The sequence below is a fragment of the Sedimentitalea sediminis genome (assembly GCF_042687825.1).
Lineage (GTDB): Bacteria > Pseudomonadota > Alphaproteobacteria > Rhodobacterales > Rhodobacteraceae > Sedimentitalea.
The window spans coordinates 15,672-36,026 of record NZ_JBHUQE010000010.1 but is presented as its reverse complement, the minus strand read 5'-3'; the positions used below and the strand labels follow the sequence as shown (position 1 = coordinate 36,026).

Below are 20,355 nucleotides of genomic sequence, written 5' to 3'. Positions count from 1 at the left end.
TTGATTGACGAGTCAACAAACGGTTTCTAGCGTCGGATCCCAGAAAACGCGGAGTCCGGACATGCCCAAGGTCGGAATGGAACCCATACGGCGCGAGGCGCTGGTCAAGGCAACGATTGCCGAAATCGGATCGGCAGGATCGCTGGATGTGACGGTCAATCAGATCGCCCGCCGGGCGGGCATGTCCAGCGCCCTGGCGCATCATTATTTCGGCGGCAAACAACAGATTTTCCTGGCCGCGATGCGCCGCATTCTCACCGACTTCGGCGCTACGGTGCGCCACGAACTGCGCGAGGCGGCGCAGCAGGACCGCGCCGCGGCCATCATTCGCGCCTGTTTTGCGCCCGCCTGCTTTGCGCCGGCCACGATCGGCGCCTGGATGACCTTCTACGTCATGGCGCAATCCGACGACGACGCGCTGCGCCTGTGGCGGATCTATCAGCGGCGCCTGCGGTCGAACCTGACCCATGCGCTGGGGCCCCTGGTGGCCAACCCTGCCCAGGCCGCCGACACGCTGGCGGCGCTGATCGACGGGTTGTATATCCGCGCCGCATTGCACGACCCAGACGCACCGCAGATCGCCATCGAGCAGGCCCTGTCGGTTCTGGCCCTGCTGCGGCAGGCGCGGACATGAGCCGGCCCAACATTCTGATCCTGATGGTGGATCAGTTGAGCGGCACCCTGTTTGCCGATGGCCCGGCAGACTGGCTGCACGTGCCCAACCTCAAGCGGCTGGCGGCGCGCTCGACCCGGTTTGCCAATGCCTATACCGCAAGCCCGCTCTGCGCGCCGGCGCGCGCCAGCTTCATGTCCGGGCAGTTGCCCAGCCGCACCGGAGTCTATGACAACGCCGCCGAGTTTCGCAGCGACATCCCGACCTATGCCCATCACCTGCGCCGCGCCGGCTATCAGACCTGCCTGTCGGGCAAGATGCATTTCGTCGGGCCGGACCAGCTGCACGGCTTTGAGGAACGCCTGACCACCGACATCTACCCGGCCGATTTCGGCTGGACGCCGGATTACCGCAAACCGGGCCAGCGCATCGACTGGTGGTATCACAATCTGGGCAGCGTCACCGGGGCCGGGGTGGCCGAAATCTCCAACCAGATGGAATATGACGACGAAGTCGCCCATCACGCGACCGCAAAGCTCTATGATCTGGCCCGCGGCCATGACGAGCGGCCCTGGTGCCTGACCGTCAGCTTTACCCACCCACATGATCCCTATGTGACGCGGCGCCGATACTGGGACCTGTATCGCGACTGCGCGCATCTGGTGCCCGAGACGCCGGCCATCGCCTATGCCGATCACGACCCGCATTCCAAACGCCTGTTTGACGCCAATGACTGGCGCAGTTTTGATATTACCGGCAGAGATATCGCGCGGGCACGGCGGGCCTATTTCGCCAATATCTCGTATCTCGACGACAAGATCGGCGCGATCCTGCAGGTGCTGCAGGACACCCGCCAGGAGGCGATGGTGGTCTTCGTCTCGGACCATGGCGACATGCTGGGCGAGCGCGGGCTGTGGTTCAAAATGTCCTTCTTCGAAGGCGCGTCCCGTGTGCCCCTGATGATCGCGGCACCGGACCTGCCGGCGGGCCGCATCGACACGCCCGTCTCGACGCTGGACGTAACGCCGACCCTCGGCGCGCTGGCCGGGGTGGACATGACCGAAATCGAACCCTGGACCGATGGCCAGGACCTGACGCCCTTGGCCCATGGCAACCAGCGTTCCAGTCCCGTGGCCATGGAATACGCCGCCGAGGGGTCGGATGCGCCCCTGGTGTCGCTGCGTCAGGGCAGATGGAAATACAACCGCTGCGCGCTCGATCCGGACCAGCTGTTCGACCTGAAGAACGATCCGCTGGAATTGACCAACCTGGCCGAAACCCCGGCCCATCAGGGCACGCTGGAAACCCTGCGCGTCCAGTCGCGGGAACGCTGGAACCTCGAACGCTTTGACGCCGAGGTGCGCGCCAGTCAGGCCCGCCGCTGGGTGGTCTATGAGGCGCTGCGCCAGGGCGGCTATTACCCATGGGACTACCAGCCGCTGCAAAAAGCCTCGGAACGCTACATGCGCAACCACATGGACCTGAACGTGCTCGAAGAAAACCAGCGTTTCCCAAGGGGCGAATGATGACTTTTCCTCTTGCCGGAAATATCCCCGCCGGAGGCATGAAATCGCCGCGCAGCGGCGCGATGGCAGGGCGCGCGTGATCATGGAGGCGGATTTCGTCATCATCGGGGCCGGCAGCGCGGGCTGCACCTTGGCCTATCGGCTGGCAGAGTCCGGGGCCTCGGTCGTCGTGATCGAACATGGCGGCTCTGACGCCGGCCCGTTCATCCAGATGCCAGCGGCGCTGAGCTATCCGATGAACATGGCGCGCTACGACTGGGGCTACCGCAGCGAACCCGAGCCGCATCTGAACAACCGCCGGCTGGCCTGTCCGCGCGGCAAGGTGATCGGCGGCTCCTCCAGCATCAACGGCATGGTCTATGTGCGCGGTCACGCGATGGATTTCGATCATTGGGCGGAACAGGGCGCCTCCGGCTGGGGCTATGCCGACGTGCTGCCCTATTTCAAGCGGATGGAAAACTGGCACGCCAACGGCCATGGCGGCGACCCGGACTGGCGCGGCCGCGACGGACCGCTGCATGTCACCCGGGGGCCGCGCTCCAACCCGCTGTTCGATGCCTTTGTCCAGGCCGGGCAGCAGGCCGGATATCAGGCGACAGACGATTATAATGGCGCAAAGCAAGAGGGGTTTGGTCCGATGGACCAGACCGTATGGCGCGGACGGCGCTGGTCGGCGGCCAATGCCTATCTGCGCCCGGCGCTCAGGCGCGACACCTGCAAAGTGATCCGTGCGCTGGCCTGCCGCGTGGTGATCGACCAGGGCCGGGCCACCGGGGTCGAGATACGCCGCGGCGGCAAGGTGCAGACCGTCCGGGCCCGGCGCGAGGTGGTGCTGGCGGCCTCGTCGATCAACTCGCCCAAGCTGTTGATGATGTCGGGCATCGGCCCGGCGCGGCACCTGTCCGAACACGGCATCCAGGTGATCGCCGACCGCCCCGGGGTCGGGCAGAACCTGCAGGATCATCTTGAACTGTATATCCAGATGGCCGCCAGCCAGCCGATCACGCTCTATCGGCACTGGAACCTGGTCGGCAAGGCGTTGATCGGCGCGCAATGGCTGTTCCTGCGACGCGGTCTGGGGGCGTCGAACCAATTCGAAAGCGCCGCCTTCATTCGCAGCCGCGCCGGGGTGCCCTATCCGGACATCCAGTATCATTTCCTGCCGATGGCGGTGCGCTATGATGGCCAGGCCGCCGCCGAGGGGCACGGGTTTCAGGCCCATGTCGGCCCCATGCGCTCGCCCAGCCGGGGCAGCGTGACGCTGCGCTCGCCCGACCCGGTTGCGGCGCCGGTGATCCGGTTCAACTATATGTCAACAGAGCAGGACTGGCACGATTTCCGCAACTGCATCCGCCTGACCCGCGAGATCTTCGCCCAGCCGGCCTTTGCCGCCTTTGTCCGCCACGAGATTCAGCCCGGGGCAGGGGTGCAGAGCGATGCCGAACTGGACGCCTTTGTCGCCGAACACGCGGAAAGCGCCTATCACCCCTGTGGTACCTGCCGCATGGGGCGGCCCGACGATCCGGGCGCGGTGGTCGATCCGCGGGGCCGGGTGATCGGCGTCCGGGCGCTGCGGGTGGCCGACAGCAGCATCTTTCCCCGCATCACCAATGGCAATCTCAACGCGCCCTCGATCATGGTCGGCGAAAAGGTCGCCGACCACCTGCTGGGCCGCGATCCGCTGCCGCCCTCCAACGACCAGCCCTGGCTGCATCCCGATTGGCAGACGGCACAGCGCTGAAACACCTGTTAACCTGCCTTAACGAAACGCATTGTGCGCGGCGGATTTCCGCCCCATATCGGCGGGGTGTTAAGGATTTGTGCAGTATTTGTTCTGGCCAGCCTGTCGGTGGCGGCCGTGGCCGGTCCCCAGGGGCCGACCGGGATTGTGCGGGTGATCGACGCTGATACCTGGGATGTCGGCGGGCAGCGCGTGCGCCTTTTCGGGATCGACGCGCCGGAACTGGATCAAACCTGCCGGCGCGCCTCGGGCGAGGTCTGGGCCTGCGGCAAATGGGCCACCGATCAGGTCCGCCGTCGCTATCAGGGCCGCAAGGCGCGGTGCACGGCGCTGACAACCGATCGCTACCGGCGCATTGTCGCCCGCTGCGACGCGCTGGGCGCGGATGTCGGTTCGGTGCTGGTGACCGAGGGGCTGGCCTTTGCCTATCGGCGCTATTCCATGGATTATGACCTGGACGAGAAACGCGCCGCGGTGCGCAACCGGGGCCTGCATGCCAGCCGCATGCAGTCGCCTGCCGAGCACCGCGCCGCGCGGCAGCGGCCGGTTCGGGCTGCGCCGGCGGATTGCGCCATCAAGGGTAACATCTCGTCGGGCGGGCGGCGCATTTACCACCTGCCCGGACAGGAGCATTACGACCGCACCCGGATCAACCCGCAAAAAGGCGAACGCTGGTTCTGTTCCGAGGCAGCGGCGCGGCGGGCCGGCTGGCGGCGTGCACGGCGCTGATGGCGCGGCGGACGGCTTTTTCCCTATCCGGCCACGCGGATTGATCAACATCAAAGTACCGCGCGCAGCGGTGGCCCTAATCTGCAGCCAAATCCAAGCAACAAGGAGTATACAGATGTCTCACACGCCACATGAACTGGCCGAGGAATTTCCTGACAAGATCGATGCGATGCACGCGCTCAAGGAGTCCAACGCGCATTTTGCCAAGCTGGCGGACGAGTATCACGAGATCAACCGTGCCGTGCATCGGGCCGAGACCAACGTCGAACCGGTCGAGGAACTGACCGAGGTCGAGATGCGCAAGAAACGCGCGCTGCTCAAGGATCAGATCTGGAGCATGCTGTCGGAATAACCGCCCCACCCCTCAAGAAAACCCCCCGGCGCGCCCTGGCGCCTGCCGGGGGTCAGCTGATCCGATAGGGCAGCACCCCCCGCGTATTCTCGTCGATTGTCAGCTGTCGTTCCAGCGGCGGCACGGAACGCTGGTGGCAGGCCGTGCGTTCACAGATGCGGCAGGAAATGCCGATCGGTTCAAAGGTTCCGACGTTGGAGACATCCAGCCCGTCGGCATAGACCATCGAGCCCGCATGGCGCACCTCGCATCCCAAGGCGATGGCATAGCGCCGCACCGGTGTGTCAAAGGACCCGCCGGGTTTGGACACATCCCGGGCCAACAGGATATAACGCGCACCATCCGGCGTTTCGGCCAGTTGCCGCAGGAACCGGCCCGGCGTCTCAAAGGCCTGATGCACGTTCCACAGCGGGCAGGCGCCGCCGAACCGCGCGAATTGCAGCCGCGTGGCGCTGTGGCGCTTGGTGATGGTGCCGGCCTGATCGACGCGCACGAAAAAGAACGGCACACCCTTTGCGCCGGGGCGTTGCAGTGTCGACAGCCGGTGCGCCACCTGCTCGATACTGGCGCCGAATTGCAGGCTCAGGCGCTCCAGATCGTGGCGGCAATCCTGGGCCGCGGCCAGAAAGTCGCCATAGGGCATCATCGCCGCGCCGGCAAAATAGTTCGCCAGTCCGATCTTGGCGATGGAACGCGCCGCGTCGGTCTGAAACCGCGCCAGATCCAGCGTGGCTTCGAGCAGCGCGTCCTGGGTCAGCAGCGCCAGTTGCAGCAGGATCTGAAACAGCTGGGTCTGCGGCGTGGCCCGCGAGGACAGGCGCAGAATCTTGCGCTGGACATCGAACTGGCGCAGCAATTCCATGTCGACAAAGGCCACGACCACGCCGCGCGCGGTCAGTTGGGCCATGGCCGCGGCGCGGATGTCCTGGCGGCTCTGGTTGGCCTGCCCGGCGAAATTCTCGGCCGCGCGATCCACCGAGTCGATATAGTTGTCGCAATAGTGGAAAAAGTCCCGCACGTCGTCCCAGGGGCTGGACTGGGTTCCGGCGCCTTCGCGGCCCAGGGCCTCGTCCAGCGACGCCAGACGCTCGTGGGTCTGGCGATAGCTGCGGTGCAGTTCGATCAGGGCGCGCGCCAGGGCCGGCGCATTGGAGGCGGTCAGGCGCAGATCGGCCAGCGGCGGTACGCCATCTGAAATGACCGGATCGGCCAGCGCCTCGCGCATGTCGCTGACCAGCCGCTCGCTGTCGCCAGTGCTCAGCTCGGTGACATCCAGCCCGAATTCCTGTGCCAGCGCCAGCACCACCGTGCTGCTGACCGGACGGTTGTTGTTCTCCATCTGGTTCAGATAGGGCAGCGAGATGCCCAGCTTGCCGGCGAAATCCTTTTGCGTCAGCCCCAGTCGGGTTCGCATTTCCCGCAGCTTGGCGCCGGCATAGAGTTTCTTGGTGGCCATGAGGTGCCTTTGCAAAATCGATCTGGCGGCACACTAGGTTTGCAAATCGTCTCGCGCAAGGCCTAGAGACCCAGCTGGCGTTCCCGCAGTATCACCAGCACGATGGTGACCGTGCCCAGCAGCGCGGTGATCAGCATCAGCCACAACAGCGGATAGGCGCCGGTCTGCGGCGACAGCAGCGCCCCCGCCAGCGCGCTCAGTGCCGCGCCGCCGCCCAGCATCATCGCGCCGCCCAGCCCGGCGGCGGTGCCTGCCAGATGCGGTCGGACCGACAGCATCCCGGCGGTGGCGTTGGGAATCGACAAGCCGTTGCCCAGCCCGACAAAGGTCATGAACCCGAAAAAGCTGATCGGCGATCCGGCTCCGGCCAGCATCACCAGCAGGGACAACAGGCCGCCCAGGCTGCAGAACAGGCAGCCCCACAGGACCATGCGGTTGATGCCGAACCGCACGGCAAAGCGGCCAGTCAGGTAATTTCCCAGGAAATAGCCGATCGCGGGCGCGCCAAAGAACAGGCCCAGCATTCCGGGGGTCATGGCAAACACCTCGGTTCCGACAAACGGCGCGCCCCCCAGATAGGCAAAGAAAGCGCCCGAAGACAGGGCCGACGCCATGGAATAGCCCCAGAACCGCGGGCTGTGCAGCAGCTCGGGATATTCGGCAAACTGCGCCGCCAGGCTGAGACCGCTCTTGCCGCCGGTCTCGCCAAGATCGGCCCAGATCAGCGCCATCGTGCCAACGCCCAATAGCAGCATCAGCCAAAAATTCGCCTGCCAGCCGAACCATTCGTCCAGAAGGCCGCCGATCGCCGGTCCGATCATCGGCACCACGGCGATGCCCATCGTGACATAGCCTATCATGCTGGCGGCCTGATCCTGCGGATACATGTCGCGCACCACGGCGCGGCTGAGCACCATGCAGACCACGATCACCGCCTGGCACATCCGGAACGCCAGAAAGATTTCGGCGCTGGGCGCAAACAGGCATCCCAGCGTTGCCGCCATGAACAGCGCCATGCCCCACAGCGCCACCGGTCGCCGCCCGACCTTGTCGGCGATCGGGCCGATCAGAATCTGCAGCACCGCACTGGCCGCCAGATACAGGGCCACGGACAGCTGCATCAGCCGATAGTCGGTCTGGAAATACTCCGTCATGTTGGGCAAGCTGGGCAGAAAGATGTTCATCACCAGCGCCGACAGCCCCGCCATCAGGATCAGGGTGGCGATATGCGGCGGATGCCGACGGTCGAGAAACCGGATATGTGTTTCAGCGGGCATGGTCTGACGGCAATTTTGCGCCGAACCGGGGTGAACTGTCCATATGTTCAATTGTTAATTAGCGGATTTGCGATTAGCGATGTTGCGTCTACCGTGAATTTGCAAATATGCGGAATTTCCCTTTGGCGCCCCTTTGACCCTCTGTAAAGTCGCTTGAAACCCTAGGGAGACACGCACAATGAAAGACATCCTTTCCGAGTTGGAAAACCGCCGTGCGGCCGCACGGCTGGGCGGGGGGCAGAAGCGGATAGATGCGCAGCATGCCCGTGGCAAGCTGACGGCGCGCGAACGGATCGAACTTTTGCTGGACGAGGACAGCTTTGAGGAGTTCGACATGTTCGTGACCCATCGCTGCACCGATTTCGGCATGGAGAAGACCAAGATGCCGGGGGACGGCGTGGTCACCGGCTGGGGCACGATCAACGGCCGCATGGTCTATGTGTTTTCCCAGGATTTCACCGTCTTCGGCGGCTCGCTGTCCGAGACCCAGGCGCAGAAGATCTGCAAGATCATGGACATGGCGGTGCAGAACGGCGCGCCGGTGATCGGTCTGAACGACTCGGGCGGGGCGCGCATCCAGGAGGGCGTGGCCAGCTTGGCGGGCTATGCCGAGGTGTTCCAGCGCAACATCATGGCCAGCGGCGTGGTGCCGCAGATCAGCGTCATCATGGGCCCCTGCGCGGGCGGCGCGGTCTACAGCCCGGCGATGACCGACTTCATCTTCATGGTCAAGGACACCTCCTATATGTTCGTCACCGGCCCGGATGTGGTCAAGACGGTGACCAACGAGGTGGTGACGGCCGAGGAACTGGGCGGCGCCAGCACCCATACCCGCAAGTCCAGCGTTGCCGACGGCGCGTTCGAGAACGATGTCGAGGCGCTGGCCGAGGTCCGCCGCCTGGTCGATTTCCTGCCGCTGAACAACCGCGAGAAACCCCCGGTACGGCCGTTCTTTGACGGGCCGGCGCGGGTCGAAAACGCGCTGGACACGCTGGTGCCGGACAATCCCAACAGCCCCTACGACATGAAGGAACTGATCCTCAAGGTCGCGGACGAGGGCGATTTCTATGAAATTCAAGAGGAATTCGCCAAGAACATCATCACCGGCTTTATCCGGCTCGAGGGTCAGACCGTCGGGGTCGTCGCCAACCAGCCGATGGTGCTGGCCGGCTGTCTGGACATCGACAGTTCGCGCAAGGCGGCGCGGTTCGTGCGGTTCTGCGACGCGTTTGAAATCCCGATCCTGACCTTTGTCGACGTGCCCGGCTTCCTGCCCGGCACCGGGCAGGAATATGGCGGCGTGATCAAGCATGGCGCGAAACTGCTCTTTGCCTATGGCGAGGCGACGGTGCCCAAGGTGACGGTGATCACCCGCAAGGCCTATGGCGGCGCCTATGACGTGATGGCCTCCAAGCACCTGCGCGGCGATTTCAACTATGCCTGGCCGACCGCCGAGATCGCGGTGATGGGCGCCAAGGGCGCAACCGAGATCATCCACCGCGCCGATCTGGGTGACGCCGACAAGATCGCGGCGCATACCAAGGATTACGAAGACCGCTTCGCCAACCCCTTCGTGGCGGCAGAACGCGGTTTCATCGACGAGGTGATCACACCGCACTCGACCCGCCTCAGGGTCAGCCGCGCCTTCGCCTCGCTGCGCAACAAAAAGCTGCAGAACCCGTGGAAAAAACATGACAATATTCCGTTGTGAGGGCTGATCCCGGCGCCCCCGGCGTGTGAGGCTTGGCAGGTGTCCGGATCAGGACCGCAACCATCGCGGGGGCGCCCGGCAACTGGTGCCCCGGCGGAGACAGAGGAATGAAGAGGCCGTATGCTGGCGATGAATTTTTCACAGATCGCCTTGCTGTCTGCAAAAGCCGTGCCACCGCGCGGTGCTGCGGTTTGTTTGCCCGGACCGGCTGTCTGCGCGGCTCGGGGCGTATTGGTAAAAACATTTTTTTGCAAAGAACGGAGCGTTTTCAAACCAGAGGGAGGATACTCGTGAATTTTTTCAAAGGGATAGATCGAACCGACGATATTTCGCGCGGCAGGGACGCGCAGGTGGGCCTGCTCAAGGGCGTCACATGGCCCACCGTTGTCACAATGGGAATCGGCTATTTCCTGCTGCTGATCCTTGTTCTGTCCACGATCTGGATGGCCCCCCCCGTATGAGTCTCGTCGCCGACAATCGTGGCCGGGTCATGGCCGGTGCCGCCATGGGGCTGGCCGCCGGGTTTGCGGTGATGTCGGCGACTTCGGGGTGGGCGATAACCGTCCCGTCCGGCCAGCCTGTCGAACTGAACGAAGTGCTGGTAGACGACCGCCCCGGCGAGGTCTGGATCCGCTTCAGATTCGTGGCGCCGCAGATTGCCCGGCAAAGCGGTTCGGTCGATTACGGCCAGGCAGCGGCGGACATGGACCATCTGTGCCGCAACTTGGTGTTGCCCTATCTGGCGGAATACGCGCTATCGCCATCGCGGGTGGTCATTTCCCTGTCGGACCGCGATGTCCCGTTCGGGCTGGCCGCGCCCGAGGCCACGCAATTCTTCGAGGCCTATCGGCTGGAAGATGCCGACTGCATCTGGGAAGAATTCTGATGATACCACAATATGTTGCGCTGACATTCTCGTCCGGCCGGACGATTGCGCCATCGTCGCCACACCCTGTCTGCCGGCGCGTCAAAGGATGTTGTTTCATGCGTCTTTCGGCTATGGATCTGCAAAGCTGCGCAAAAGCAGCCCATGCCCCAAACGTGGGGCCGGAAGGGTCAAAAGGCCCAGCCAGAGCAGTCAGGAGACACGGATGTCAAAGCGCATCGCATCATTGGCAATCCTCGGCATTGCGGCGGTTCTTGCCGCCTGCGACATGTCGATTCAGGAAGAATTTACCATCGCAGAACCGGAACCGATCACCGTGGACAGGACGTTTTCCGGCAAATACTGACCGCAAAGCCCCGCCCCATCGCGCATGGACGGCAATCGTACAGCCAGGCGCGCCGCGCCCTGCTGCCGAGGCCGGCCCATGCTGAAACATCGCGGGTTTCCCGGCCGTTTGCCCGGCACGGATTATCAGTTCACGATCCGCCGCCCCAATCCCCGGGGGGTGACGCCGATCGTGCGGCGTGAACGCTATGCCGACCGCAAGCCCGCCGACCGGCGCGCCGATACCGGCTTCATGGCCGCGCTGTGGGCGCAGTTCGGGGATCAGCCTTTTGAGCGCGGAAATCTGGATGCCGGTCGTCTGAGCTGGCTGTTCGACCGCGAGGTGATCGCCGCCGAAGACCCTTTCGATCCGGCCAGCTACGAGGCGCTGCTGATCATTGATCTGAAGGTCGCTCAAGCCAGTTTTCCCGAGGTTTTCGACGGGAGATCGGCATGATCTTGCGGAAAATTCGCGGCGATCGGCGTGATTCAGCCCAAATTCTCGGTGTCACATTTTCAGCCTTGGAGAGGTTGATGGGAAATGCAACCGTCCAGGTTGTAGACGGCGCCATTGTCCTTTCCTTTCCAATCTTTCCTGCGTCGTCTGCAGACTATCTATTCCGTACCCTTTCCCTGAGCGGGCAGGCTTTTGTCTCTGACATTTGCCTGTCCGTCTCTTTTCATGAACGATTCGCAGCCGATAATCGGCATGGTTTGGCTCATCCTCCGGCCTGCCGGCCTTTGCCGTTGCGCGGAACGCTGTGGCGTGGGCATGAGGAAGCATTGGCCACCAGACCACGAGAAGGAGGGGCAGAATGCGGGCAATACACCTTTGGGGCGCCTTGGCGCTATGTGCGGGCCTTGCCGCCTGCGGCGACAGCACCGGCGAACAGGCGCTCTATGGCGCCGGCGCCGGATTCCTGGGCGCGGCGGTGCTGGACGGCAATGTCTATGCCGGGGCAGCGGCCGGCGCGGCGGGCAATGTGCTCTACTGCGAGGCCAACCCGGGCAAGTGCAACTGATCTGAAAATTGCGGACCGCGCCGATCCCCGGCGCGGGGCAAAGCGGCACGCCGGCTCTGGCCGGCCCCAAGGGGCGAATGACGTCGCCCGGGGTCCGGCTTTGGTGCCTCCGGGCCCGGCCGAAACCGCGCTGCGGATCCGCGTACCAGGCCGCCTGCCGATCGCTTTGACGTCGATCGCTGCCCGACCCATTTCCGACATTTGGCCCGAACCGGGCCTGACACATGATGCGCGGAACGCCGCTGCGGTTTTTTAACACCGCGGCGGCGTTTTGCGTGCGACCGAAACACGAATGAAGGACAGCACATGTTCAAGAAGATACTGATAGCAAATCGCGGTGAGATAGCGTGCCGTGTGATCAAGTCGGCCCGGAAGATGGGGATATCGACGGTTGCGATTTATTCGGATGCGGACCGGCAGGCGTTGCATGTCGAGATGGCGGACGAGGCGGTGCATATCGGCCCGCCGCCGGCCAACCAGTCCTATATCGTGATCGACAAGGTGATGGAGGCGATCCGGTCGACCGGGGCGCAGGCGGTGCATCCGGGTTACGGGTTCCTGTCGGAGAACAGCAAATTCGCCGAGGCGCTGGCGGCCGAGGGCGTGGCCTTTGTCGGCCCGCCGGTGGGCGCGATCGAGGCGATGGGCGACAAGATCACCAGCAAAAAGGTCGCGATCGAGGCCGGCGTGTCGACGGTGCCGGGCTATATGGGCCTGATCGACGATGCCGACGAGGCGGTGAAGATCAGCAACGAGATCGGCTATCCGGTGATGATCAAGGCGTCCGCCGGCGGCGGCGGCAAGGGCATGCGCATCGCCTGGAACGACGACGAGGCGCGCGAGGGCTTTCAGAGTTCCAAGAACGAGGCGGCCAGCAGTTTCGGCGATGACCGCATCTTTATCGAGAAATTCATCACCCAGCCGCGCCATATCGAGATCCAGGTGCTGTGCGACAGCCACGGCAACGGCGTCTATCTGAACGAGCGCGAATGCTCGATCCAGCGGCGCAACCAGAAGGTGGTCGAAGAGGCCCCCAGCCCGTTCCTGGACGCGGCCACCCGCAAGGCGATGGGCGAACAGGCCGTCGCCCTGGCCAAGGCGGTGGATTACTGCAGCGCCGGCACGGTGGAATTCATCGTCGATGGCGACCGCAATTTCTATTTCCTCGAGATGAACACCCGCCTGCAGGTCGAGCACCCGATCACCGAGCTGATCACCGGCGTCGACCTGGTCGAGCAGATGATCCGGGTGGCGGCGGGCGAAAAGCTGTCCTTTACCCAGGACGATGTGCAGCTGAACGGCTGGGCGATCGAGAACCGGCTCTATGCCGAGGATCCCTATCGCGGTTTCCTGCCCTCGATCGGGCGGCTCAGCCGCTATCGTCCGCCCGAAGAGGTGGCGGCGGGGCCGCTGCTGGACAACGGCAAATGGCAGGACGAGGCCCGGGCCGGCGAGATGGCGGTGCGCAACGACACCGGCGTCTATGAGGGCGGCGAGATCAGCATGTATTACGACCCGATGATCGCCAAACTGTGCACCTGGGCGCCGACCCGGGACGAGGCGATCGAACATATGCGGGTGGCGCTGGACAGTTTCGAGATCGAAGGCATCGGCCACAACCTGCCGTTCCTGGCGGCGGTGATGGATCACCCGATCTTCATGGCCGGCGACATGACCACCGCCTTCATCGAGGAACAGTATCCCGACGGGTTCGAGGGTGTCGAACTGCCCGAGCCGGCGCTGCGCCGCATCGCGGCGGCCTGTTCGGCGATGCACCGGGTTGCCGAAATCCGCCGCACCCGGGTCTCGGGGCGGATGGACAATCACGAGCGCAAGGTCGGCGTCGACTGGGTGGTCACCCTGCAGGGGCAGCGTTACGAGACGGTGATCGCGGCCGATCACGACGGCGCCACGGTGCGCTTTGGCGATGGCGGCGAGATGCGGGTGACCAGCGACTGGACGCCGGGCGATCCGCTGGCGCGGCTGAGTGTCGACGGGGCGCCGCTGGTGCTCAAGGTCGGCAAGATCAGCGGCGGTTTCCGCATCCGCAACCGCGGTGCCGACCTGACGGTGCATGTGCGCACGCCGCGGCAGGCCGAACTGGCCGAACTGATGCCGGAAAAAGTGGCGCCGGACACGTCCAGGATGCTGCTCTGCCCGATGCCGGGCCTGATCACCAAGGTCAATGTCGCGGTCGGCGACGAGGTCCAGGAAGGCCAGGCCCTGTGCGCGGTCGAGGCGATGAAGATGGAAAACATCCTGCGCGCCGAGAAAAAAGGCACCGTGTCCAAAATCAACGCCAACCCGGGCGACAGCCTGGCCGTCGACGACGTCATCATGGAATTCGAGTGAGGCCGTGAGCGGCAGCCGGACATCCCGCCTTCCTGGGCGCGCCGCCATTGCGATCCTGATGGGGGTTGCGCTGACGGCCTGTGCCCAGGACCGGGAACAGTCGGTGCGCGGCCGGCTGGAACGCTGGCTGGTTCTGGGTGAAACCGCCTATTTCAAATCGACCATCGAATGCACCGCGGCAGCGTTCGCGGTGCAGGGACCCGAAATTCGGGAAACCATCACAGTGGTGCGCACGATCCGCAAGGGCGTGCGCCTGCTGCGCCAGGGCACCGCCGTCGCCTTTGACGTTCCCGGCGTCGACCCCAGCCGGGTATCCGAGGCGATCATGGCGCTGGATCTTCCGGACGGGTTGGGGGTCATCACGGCGGGTGTGGCCGCCAAGGATTGCATGACCGAGACGGTCGCCAAGCAATATGCGGCGGCCCTGACCGACCCCGACACGGTTCTGTTCTATGATCCGCAGGAAAAGACTCTGTCGATCTTTGATCGCAGCCAGCAGCGCGTGTATTTCACGCGGGGCAGTATCTGATGGCTCAGAAGCCGCGTTTCTGGTTAATCTCGCGTTCCCGCTCGGGCATCTTGTCGATCGAGCGGGTGATCTCGCGCACGGTCCAGGGCAGCGGCTTGCGCAGTTTGACGCCGCCATCCTTGCCCACAATCACCAGCATGAACCCCCGCGGGCGCAATTTCCGGCGCAGCGGCGACGCGGCTGCCGGATCGGTATCGGTCAGGATCACAACATCGCGTTCGGCCAGCCTGTCCAGCCCGCCCTGCAGGCGCTCGATCTGCTCGGCATATCGCGGATCGGCGGCCGAGTCCGCAAACACCACGATCGGGCGGTTGATCCATAAAAATTCACTTAGATCGCTGTCACCTGCAGAACGGATGATGTCGGCCTTGGGCGTTTCCTCCATGTCCTGGGCATGGGCTGCATTCAGGATAAATGCGGCGAAAACAATGGCTAACATACGATTCATTTTGTCTCCTGTCGGAACAAATATAGGTGCGGATCCGGTGAATGCGACCGTTGATTTCGCACCGGCCCGTAAAAACATCGATAGAGATTGCACGGTGGTGATTGGCGGGGCCGGCAGAGGCAAGCCCGGCGCGGCTGGCAGGCCAGGACCGGAGCATGCCGCGGGGCAAAGATTGCCCGATCCCATCGTGGGACATGGACTTGCGCCACACGCCGCTGCCGGAGCGGTCCGTGCCGCGATGGCGTTTTGCCGGCGGTTCAGCGGATCCCGGCCCGGCGCCAATGGCGCATCCCGGCCGGGGTTCTCTAAGAGATCGCGGTCTGCCAGCCGCCGGTGACCGGATCGCCATATGAAACATGGGCGGGGTGAACGCCGCTATTGACCGAAAAGACAAGAGGAAGACACGATGACAAGCAAGAAAGACGAATGGAAGGCACTGGCTGAAAAGGAACTGCGCGGGCGCCCGGTCGATGATCTGACGTGGGCGACGGCGGAGGGGATACCGGTTCGGCCGGTTTATTTCGAGGAAGATCTTGCGGGGATCGGGCATCTGGGGTCGATCCCCGGGGCGGCGCCTTTTGTGCGGGGTCCGCGGGCGACGATGTATGCGGGGCGGCCGTGGACGATCCGGCAATATGCCGGGTTTTCGACGGCCGAGGAATCCAACGCGTTCTACCGCAAGAACATCGCCGCCGGCCAGCAGGGCTGTTCGGTGGCGTTCGACCTGGCCACGCATCGCGGCTATGACAGCGACCATCCGCGGGTGCAGGGCGATGTCGGCAAGGCCGGCGTCGCGATCGACAGCGTCGAGGACATGAAGATCCTGTTTGACGGCATCCCGCTGGGGCAGATGTCGGTCAGCATGACGATGAACGGTGCGGTGATCCCGATCCTGGCCAGTTTCATCGTCGCCGGCGAGGAACAGGGGGTGGACAAGGCGCAGCTGTCGGGCACGATCCAGAACGACGTGCTGAAGGAATTCATGGTGCGCAACACCTATATCTATCCGCCCGAGCCCAGCATGCGGATCATCAGCGACATCATCGAATACACCTCCAACGAGATGCCGAAATTCAACTCGATCTCGATTTCCGGCTATCACATGCAGGAGGCCGGGGCGAACCTGGTGCAGGAGCTGGCCTATACGCTGGCGGATGGCCGGGAATATGTGCGCGCCGCGATCGAGGCGGGCATGGATGTCGACAAGTTCGCCGGCCGGCTGTCCTTCTTCTTTGCCATCGGCATGAATTTCTTCATGGAGGCGGCCAAGCTGCGCGCGGCGCGGCTGTTGTGGCACCGGGTGATGACCGAGTTCGGCGCCAAGAACGAGCGCTCCAAGATGCTGCGCACCCATTGCCAGACCAGCGGTGTCAGCCTGCAGGAGCAGGACCCCTATAACAACGTCATCCGCACCACCTGCGAGGCGATGAGCGCGGTGCTGGGCGGCACCCAGAGCCTGCACACCAACGCCCTGGACGAGGCGATCGCGCTGCCGACGGAATTCTCCGCCCGCATCGCCCGCAACACCCAGCTGGTGCTGCAGGAAGAGACCGGCATCACCAAGGTGGTCGATCCGCTGGCCGGGTCCTATTACGTCGAAAGCCTGACCAACGATCTGGCCACCAAGGCCTGGGAGCTGATGCAGGAAGCCGAAGAGATGGGCGGCATGACCAAGGCCGTGGCCAGCGGCATGCCCAAGCTCAGGATCGAGGAAAGCGCGGCCCGCCGGCAGGCGCTGATCGACCGCGGCGAAGAGGTGATCGTCGGGGTCAACAAGTACCGCAAGGACAAGGAAGACCCGATCGACATCCTCGAGGTCGACAATGACCGGGTGCGCACCAGCCAGATCGCCCGGCTGGAACAGATCCGCGCGACCCGCGACGATGCCGCCTGCCAGGCCGCGCTGGACGAACTGACCCGCCGCGCCCGCGAGGGCGGCAACCTGCTGGAGGCGGCGGTCGAGGCGGCCCGCGCCCGCGCCTCGGTCGGCGAGATCAGCCTGGCGATGGAAAAGGAATTCGGCCGCCACCGCGCCGAGGTCAAGACCCTGGCCGGGGTCTATGGCGCCGCCTACGAGGGCGACGAGGGCTTTGCCGCGATCCAGAAGACGGTCGAGGATTTCGCCGAGACCGAAGGTCGGCGGCCGCGCATGCTGGTGGTCAAGATGGGCCAGGACGGGCATGACCGCGGCGCCAAGGTGATCGCCACCGCCTTTGCCGATATCGGCTTTGACGTCGATGTCGGGCCGCTGTTCCAGACCCCCGAAGAGGCGGCCCAGGACGCCATCGACAACGACGTGCACGTGGTCGGCATCAGCAGCCAGGCCGCCGGCCACAAGACGCTGGCGCCGCAACTGGTCGAAGCCCTCAGGGCCAAGGGCGCCGAGGACATCCTGGTGATCTGCGGCGGCGTCGTGCCGCAACAGGATTACGACTACCTCAAGGACCGCGGCGTCAAAGCCATCTTCGGCCCCGGAACCAACATCCCCGACGCCGCCAAAAACGTCATCGATCTCATCAAATCAACGCGGGGGTGATGCGCAAGCGGCGCAAGATACTGCTCGGCATGGCCGCCGGCGCCCTTTGGGCGCTGGCGCTCGTGGGCGGGGTGCATCTGGCGGATCCGGCCTATCTGCCGCCGGCGCTGGCCTTGCCGGGGGCCTTCTTTGTCCCCGGTCTGGTGCTGATCGCGATGATCGGCCGCCTGGCGCAGCGCCGGTTCTTTGACGACGCGCTCATCGACGGCGAGGAATTTGCGCCGGGCAGCCCGGCCTGGGTCGACCAGCGGGTGCTGTCCAACACCATGGAACAGCTGGTGCTGGCGATCGCGGTCTGGCCGTTCGTGGCCTTTGCCGCAGGGGGCGCGGTCGTTCTGGCGCTGGGGGTCGGGTTCGGGATCGCCCGGCTGGCGTTTTGGATCGGCTATCATGCCGCGCCGCCGCTGCGCGCCTTTGGCTTTGCCGGCACGTTCTATCCGACGATCCTGGCCGCGATCTGGACCTTGGCGATCTGGATCTTCTGAGCCGGTCGGAAACCCCCGGATGGTCCGGAGCGCCGGCTTTCTCGGCCGCCGGAGCGTCGCGGTCTGGCACCGGAAGGCCGCTGGCACGCATGCGGACCTGTAATCCGTTTCTTCCGCAAGTCGCGTTACCGGCCGGCCATTCACCGGTTCCGACCCGGTGCCGAAGATTTTGCCACCGGGACCAGATGGCGCACCTGACAGTCCGGGCCGGGAGGGATAGACTGCGGACATGTCACTCTGGTCTCGAATATCCGATGCGTTGTCGGCACTTGCGCAGGGCGAAAGCCTGACCGCGGTCTTTGACCGCCTGCGCAGCCGCCCCGAACGAAGCGTCGCCTTTGCCATCGCGGTGATCGCGCTGGGGGCGAAAATGGCCAAGGCCGATGGCCAGGTGACCCGCGACGAGGTGACGGCCTTTCGCGAGGTCTTTCAGATCGCCAGCAAGGACGAGGCCGGCGCGGCGCGGGTCTTTAATCTGGCCCGGACAGACGTGGCCGGGTTTCAGGACTATGCGCGGCGAATCGGCCGGATGTTCGAAGACGATCCCAAGACCCTGTGCGATCTGATGGAGGGTCTGTTTCACATCGCCATGGCGGACGGGTTCTATCACCCCGGCGAAAACCGCTTTCTCGAGGAGGTCGCCGACATTTTCGGCGTGCCCGACCACAAGTTCCGGGCGTTGCGGGCGCGGTTCGTGCCGGATGCGCGGCCCGATCCCTATACGGTTCTGGGGGTGTCGCCGGACACGCCCCTGCCCGAAATTCGCCGCGCCTGGCGCACGCTGGTGCGCGAAACCCATCCCGACAGCATGATGGCGCGGGGCGTGCCGCAAGAGGCGGTCAAACTGGCTGAAAAGCGCCTGATCGACATCAACCGGGCCTGGGACGACATCAACGAAAAGTCCGCCTGATGCGGTTGGCGACCTACAATGTCGAGTGGTTCGCCAATCTGTTTGACGATCACGACCGCCTGATCGTCGACGACGGCTGGTCGGGGCGGCAGGGGGTCACGCGCGCACAGCAGATCGAGGCCCTGGGCAAGGTGTTCACGGCGTTGGACGCGGATGGCGTGATGATCATCGAGGCCCCCAACACCGGTCGGCGCCAGGACACGGTTCGTGCACTGGAGGGCTTTGCCGCGGCTTTCGATCTGCGGTGCAATCGTGCGCTTATCGGCTTTGCCAACGACACGCATCAGGAAATCGCATTGCTGTATGACCCCAAGGTCCTGACGGCGCGGCATGATCCGATCGGCAACGAGGTCGGTCGAAAGGGCAGCACCGAGGCGCCGCGGTTCGATGGAACCTTTCGGATCGACCTGGATATCGACGCCACCGAGGATCTGGTGCAGTTCTCGAAACCGCCGCTGGAACTGGCGGTCACCACCGCCACTGGAACGCAGCTGCGGCTGATCGGTGCGCATCTGAAATCCAAGGCGCCGCACGGGGCCGCGAACCGGGATGCGGCGATGCGCCTGTCGATCGCCAACCGGCGCAAGCAACTGGCCCAGGCGATCTGGCTGCGCGCGCGGATCGAGCATCACCTGGCCGAACAGGTGCCGGTCGTTCTGATGGGCGATCTGAACGACGGTCCGGGGCTGGACGAGTTCGAACACCTGTTCGGGCGGTCCTCGGTCGAGATTCTGTTGGGCGACGATCTCTATGATCCGCATGCCCGCAAGGCGTTACAGCGGCGGTTGGGCGCGGTTCCGACCACGGCGCGGTTCCGCCTGCATCACGAAAAGCGGTATCTGCAGGCGCTGCTGGATTATATCATGGTCTCGCCGGATCTGATGGCCCGGCGGCCGGCCTGGCGTATCTGGCATCCATTCGACGATACGCGGTGCTGGGAAGTCGAGGAATTGCGCCATGCGCTGCTGACCGCATCGGATCATTTCCCGGTCTCGCTGGATATCGACATCTGATCTTTGAAACCGCGCGCAGCCGAACCTATATTGGCCGCATGAAACAGCATGCAGCCCTGGCCTTTGCCACGATCCTGACCGTCTCTCCGGTCTCTGCCCAGTCCCCGAATGACGGGTCCGACCTGATGGAGCGGGGAATGGAATTGTTCTTTGAGGGGTTGCGCGAGGAGATGTCGCCCGCCTTGCAGAACATGCGCAGGCTGGTCGACGATTACGGCCCGGCGCTGTTCAGTTTTCTCGAAGAGATGGGGCCCGCCTTTGGCGACATGCTGGACCAGGTCAAAGACTGGTCAGCCTATCACCCGCCGGAAATCCTGCCCAATGGCGACATCATCCTGCGCAAGAAACAACTGCAGCAGCCGACGCCTGACGCCCCGCCGTCCCCCGGTCAAAAGCCGCCCCCCGAACCTGCGCCGCCCGGTCAGATCGACCTCTGAGCCGACCC

At 64.4% G+C, this 20,355-nt stretch carries 21 protein-coding genes; 18 read left to right on the top strand and 3 right to left on the bottom strand.

Annotated elements, in window-relative coordinates; translation table 11 throughout:
- The first annotated feature begins 61 nt into the window (after nucleotides 1–61).
- The 5 genes from betI to ACFMPD_RS09995 all read left to right on the top strand — a co-directional run bounded on the left by betI (nucleotide 62) and on the right by ACFMPD_RS09995 (nucleotide 4,961).
- Entirely contained in the window at nucleotides 62–634 is a 573-nt protein-coding gene (gene betI / locus ACFMPD_RS10015; RefSeq protein ID WP_380993737.1) for a choline-binding transcriptional repressor BetI, read from the top strand.
- Entirely contained in the window at nucleotides 631–2,139 is a 1,509-nt protein-coding gene (gene betC, locus ACFMPD_RS10010) for a choline-sulfatase (RefSeq protein WP_380993736.1), read from the top strand. The genes betI and betC overlap by 4 nt, the downstream gene beginning before the upstream one ends.
- Before the next feature lie 82 nt (nucleotides 2,140–2,221).
- Nucleotides 2,222–3,880, top strand: coding sequence for a choline dehydrogenase (gene betA / locus ACFMPD_RS10005; RefSeq protein ID WP_380993735.1), 1,659 nt, complete (start codon nucleotides 2,222–2,224; stop codon nucleotides 3,878–3,880).
- Between the two features lie 66 nt (nucleotides 3,881–3,946).
- On the top strand, nucleotides 3,947–4,609 hold the full coding sequence (locus tag ACFMPD_RS10000; protein ID WP_380993734.1) for a thermonuclease family protein: 663 nt from the start codon (nucleotides 3,947–3,949) through the stop codon (nucleotides 4,607–4,609).
- Between the two features lie 115 nt (nucleotides 4,610–4,724).
- Nucleotides 4,725–4,961: an HP1242/YdcH family protein gene (locus tag ACFMPD_RS09995; RefSeq protein WP_380993733.1), complete on the top strand. Its 237-nt coding sequence runs from the start codon at nucleotides 4,725–4,727 to the stop codon at nucleotides 4,959–4,961.
- 52 nt (nucleotides 4,962–5,013) lie between these two features.
- Here the strand turns inward: ACFMPD_RS09995 and ACFMPD_RS09990 are convergent, their stop codons facing one another.
- Entirely contained in the window at nucleotides 5,014–6,417 is a 1,404-nt protein-coding gene (locus ACFMPD_RS09990; RefSeq protein WP_380993732.1) for a helix-turn-helix domain-containing protein, read from the bottom strand.
- Nucleotides 6,418–6,479: 62 nt separating this feature from the next.
- Nucleotides 6,480–7,694, bottom strand: a complete 1,215-nt coding sequence (locus ACFMPD_RS09985; RefSeq protein WP_380993731.1) for a multidrug effflux MFS transporter — start codon at nucleotides 7,692–7,694, stop codon at nucleotides 6,480–6,482.
- A gap of 178 nt (nucleotides 7,695–7,872) precedes the next feature.
- Between ACFMPD_RS09985 and ACFMPD_RS09980 the strand changes: the two genes are divergently transcribed.
- The 8 genes from ACFMPD_RS09980 to ACFMPD_RS09945 all read left to right on the top strand — a co-directional run bounded on the left by ACFMPD_RS09980 (nucleotide 7,873) and on the right by ACFMPD_RS09945 (nucleotide 14,518).
- Nucleotides 7,873–9,405, top strand: coding sequence for an acyl-CoA carboxylase subunit beta (locus tag ACFMPD_RS09980; protein ID WP_380993729.1), 1,533 nt, complete (start codon nucleotides 7,873–7,875; stop codon nucleotides 9,403–9,405).
- Between the two features lie 107 nt (nucleotides 9,406–9,512).
- Nucleotides 9,513–9,866: a hypothetical protein gene (locus ACFMPD_RS09975; protein WP_380993728.1), complete on the top strand. Its 354-nt coding sequence runs from the start codon at nucleotides 9,513–9,515 to the stop codon at nucleotides 9,864–9,866.
- Entirely contained in the window at nucleotides 9,863–10,291 is a 429-nt protein-coding gene (locus tag ACFMPD_RS09970; RefSeq protein WP_380993727.1) for a DUF6497 family protein, read from the top strand. The genes ACFMPD_RS09975 and ACFMPD_RS09970 overlap by 4 nt, the downstream gene beginning before the upstream one ends.
- A gap of 205 nt (nucleotides 10,292–10,496) precedes the next feature.
- Nucleotides 10,497–10,637, top strand: a complete 141-nt coding sequence (locus ACFMPD_RS09965) for a hypothetical protein (RefSeq protein WP_380993725.1) — start codon at nucleotides 10,497–10,499, stop codon at nucleotides 10,635–10,637.
- Between the two features lie 78 nt (nucleotides 10,638–10,715).
- Nucleotides 10,716–11,072 carry a hypothetical protein gene (locus ACFMPD_RS09960; protein WP_380993724.1) on the top strand — a complete coding sequence of 119 codons (357 nt, stop codon included), beginning with the start codon at nucleotides 10,716–10,718 and terminating at the stop codon, nucleotides 11,070–11,072.
- A gap of 358 nt (nucleotides 11,073–11,430) precedes the next feature.
- On the top strand, nucleotides 11,431–11,637 hold the full coding sequence (locus ACFMPD_RS09955) for a hypothetical protein (protein WP_380993722.1): 207 nt from the start codon (nucleotides 11,431–11,433) through the stop codon (nucleotides 11,635–11,637).
- 306 nt (nucleotides 11,638–11,943) lie between these two features.
- Nucleotides 11,944–13,989 carry an acetyl-CoA carboxylase biotin carboxylase subunit gene (locus tag ACFMPD_RS09950; protein WP_380993720.1) on the top strand — a complete coding sequence of 682 codons (2,046 nt, stop codon included), beginning with the start codon at nucleotides 11,944–11,946 and terminating at the stop codon, nucleotides 13,987–13,989.
- Between the two features lie 58 nt (nucleotides 13,990–14,047).
- Nucleotides 14,048–14,518, top strand: coding sequence for a hypothetical protein (locus ACFMPD_RS09945; protein ID WP_380993718.1), 471 nt, complete (start codon nucleotides 14,048–14,050; stop codon nucleotides 14,516–14,518).
- A gap of 4 nt (nucleotides 14,519–14,522) precedes the next feature.
- Here ACFMPD_RS09945 and ACFMPD_RS09940 read toward each other — a convergent pair whose 3' ends face one another.
- Nucleotides 14,523–15,059 (bottom strand): DUF4174 domain-containing protein, encoded by a 537-nt coding sequence (locus ACFMPD_RS09940; protein ID WP_380993717.1) that lies wholly within the window; start codon nucleotides 15,057–15,059, stop codon nucleotides 14,523–14,525.
- Nucleotides 15,060–15,372: 313 nt separating this feature from the next.
- On the opposite strand from ACFMPD_RS09940, the gene scpA reads away from it, so the two are divergent.
- The 5 genes from scpA (at nucleotide 15,373) to ACFMPD_RS09915 (ending at nucleotide 20,347) form a co-directional block, all read left to right on the top strand.
- A complete protein-coding gene (gene scpA / locus ACFMPD_RS09935; protein WP_380993715.1) occupies nucleotides 15,373–17,502 on the top strand; it encodes a methylmalonyl-CoA mutase in 2,130 nt (709 codons plus the stop codon).
- Nucleotides 17,502–17,987 carry an MAPEG family protein gene (locus tag ACFMPD_RS09930; RefSeq protein WP_380993713.1) on the top strand — a complete coding sequence of 162 codons (486 nt, stop codon included), beginning with the start codon at nucleotides 17,502–17,504 and terminating at the stop codon, nucleotides 17,985–17,987. Before scpA ends, ACFMPD_RS09930 begins: the two co-directional genes overlap by 1 nt.
- A 229-nt stretch (nucleotides 17,988–18,216) precedes the next feature.
- Entirely contained in the window at nucleotides 18,217–18,897 is a 681-nt protein-coding gene (locus ACFMPD_RS09925; protein WP_380993711.1) for a TerB family tellurite resistance protein, read from the top strand.
- Nucleotides 18,897–19,910, top strand: a complete 1,014-nt coding sequence (locus tag ACFMPD_RS09920) for an endonuclease/exonuclease/phosphatase family protein (RefSeq protein ID WP_380993709.1) — start codon at nucleotides 18,897–18,899, stop codon at nucleotides 19,908–19,910. Before ACFMPD_RS09925 ends, ACFMPD_RS09920 begins: the two co-directional genes overlap by 1 nt.
- A gap of 38 nt (nucleotides 19,911–19,948) precedes the next feature.
- Complete coding sequence (locus tag ACFMPD_RS09915; protein WP_380993708.1) at nucleotides 19,949–20,347, top strand: hypothetical protein; 399 nt, start codon at nucleotides 19,949–19,951, stop codon at nucleotides 20,345–20,347.
- Nucleotides 20,348–20,355: the final 8 nt, after the last annotated feature.

Excerpts from the sequence above, each read along its gene's own strand:
- ACFMPD_RS09975 (WP_380993728.1), top strand. The coding sequence starts at position 9,513 with ATGAAGAGGCCGTATGCTGGCGATGAATTTTTCACAGATCGCCTTGCT.
- ACFMPD_RS09980 (WP_380993729.1), top strand. The coding sequence starts at position 7,873 with ATGAAAGACATCCTTTCCGAGTTGGAAAACCGCCGTGCGGCCGCACGG.
- ACFMPD_RS09970 (WP_380993727.1), top strand. The coding sequence starts at position 9,863 with ATGAGTCTCGTCGCCGACAATCGTGGCCGGGTCATGGCCGGTGCCGCC.
- ACFMPD_RS09955 (WP_380993722.1), top strand. The coding sequence starts at position 11,431 with ATGCGGGCAATACACCTTTGGGGCGCCTTGGCGCTATGTGCGGGCCTT.
- ACFMPD_RS09950 (WP_380993720.1), top strand. The coding sequence starts at position 11,944 with ATGTTCAAGAAGATACTGATAGCAAATCGCGGTGAGATAGCGTGCCGT.
- betI (WP_380993737.1), top strand. The coding sequence starts at position 62 with ATGCCCAAGGTCGGAATGGAACCCATACGGCGCGAGGCGCTGGTCAAG.
- ACFMPD_RS09915 (WP_380993708.1), top strand. The coding sequence starts at position 19,949 with ATGAAACAGCATGCAGCCCTGGCCTTTGCCACGATCCTGACCGTCTCT.
- ACFMPD_RS09960 (WP_380993724.1), top strand. The coding sequence starts at position 10,716 with ATGCTGAAACATCGCGGGTTTCCCGGCCGTTTGCCCGGCACGGATTAT.
- ACFMPD_RS09925 (WP_380993711.1), top strand. The coding sequence starts at position 18,217 with ATGTCACTCTGGTCTCGAATATCCGATGCGTTGTCGGCACTTGCGCAG.
- scpA (WP_380993715.1), top strand. The coding sequence starts at position 15,373 with ATGACAAGCAAGAAAGACGAATGGAAGGCACTGGCTGAAAAGGAACTG.
- ACFMPD_RS09995 (WP_380993733.1), top strand. The coding sequence starts at position 4,725 with ATGTCTCACACGCCACATGAACTGGCCGAGGAATTTCCTGACAAGATC.
- ACFMPD_RS09965 (WP_380993725.1), top strand. The coding sequence starts at position 10,497 with ATGTCAAAGCGCATCGCATCATTGGCAATCCTCGGCATTGCGGCGGTT.
- betA (WP_380993735.1), top strand. The coding sequence starts at position 2,222 with ATGGAGGCGGATTTCGTCATCATCGGGGCCGGCAGCGCGGGCTGCACC.
- ACFMPD_RS09920 (WP_380993709.1), top strand. The coding sequence starts at position 18,897 with ATGCGGTTGGCGACCTACAATGTCGAGTGGTTCGCCAATCTGTTTGAC.
- ACFMPD_RS09930 (WP_380993713.1), top strand. The coding sequence starts at position 17,502 with ATGCGCAAGCGGCGCAAGATACTGCTCGGCATGGCCGCCGGCGCCCTT.
- betC (WP_380993736.1), top strand. The coding sequence starts at position 631 with ATGAGCCGGCCCAACATTCTGATCCTGATGGTGGATCAGTTGAGCGGC.
- ACFMPD_RS09990 (WP_380993732.1), bottom strand. The coding sequence starts at position 6,417 with ATGGCCACCAAGAAACTCTATGCCGGCGCCAAGCTGCGGGAAATGCGA.
- ACFMPD_RS09985 (WP_380993731.1), bottom strand. The coding sequence starts at position 7,694 with ATGCCCGCTGAAACACATATCCGGTTTCTCGACCGTCGGCATCCGCCG.
- ACFMPD_RS09945 (WP_380993718.1), top strand. The coding sequence starts at position 14,048 with ATGGGGGTTGCGCTGACGGCCTGTGCCCAGGACCGGGAACAGTCGGTG.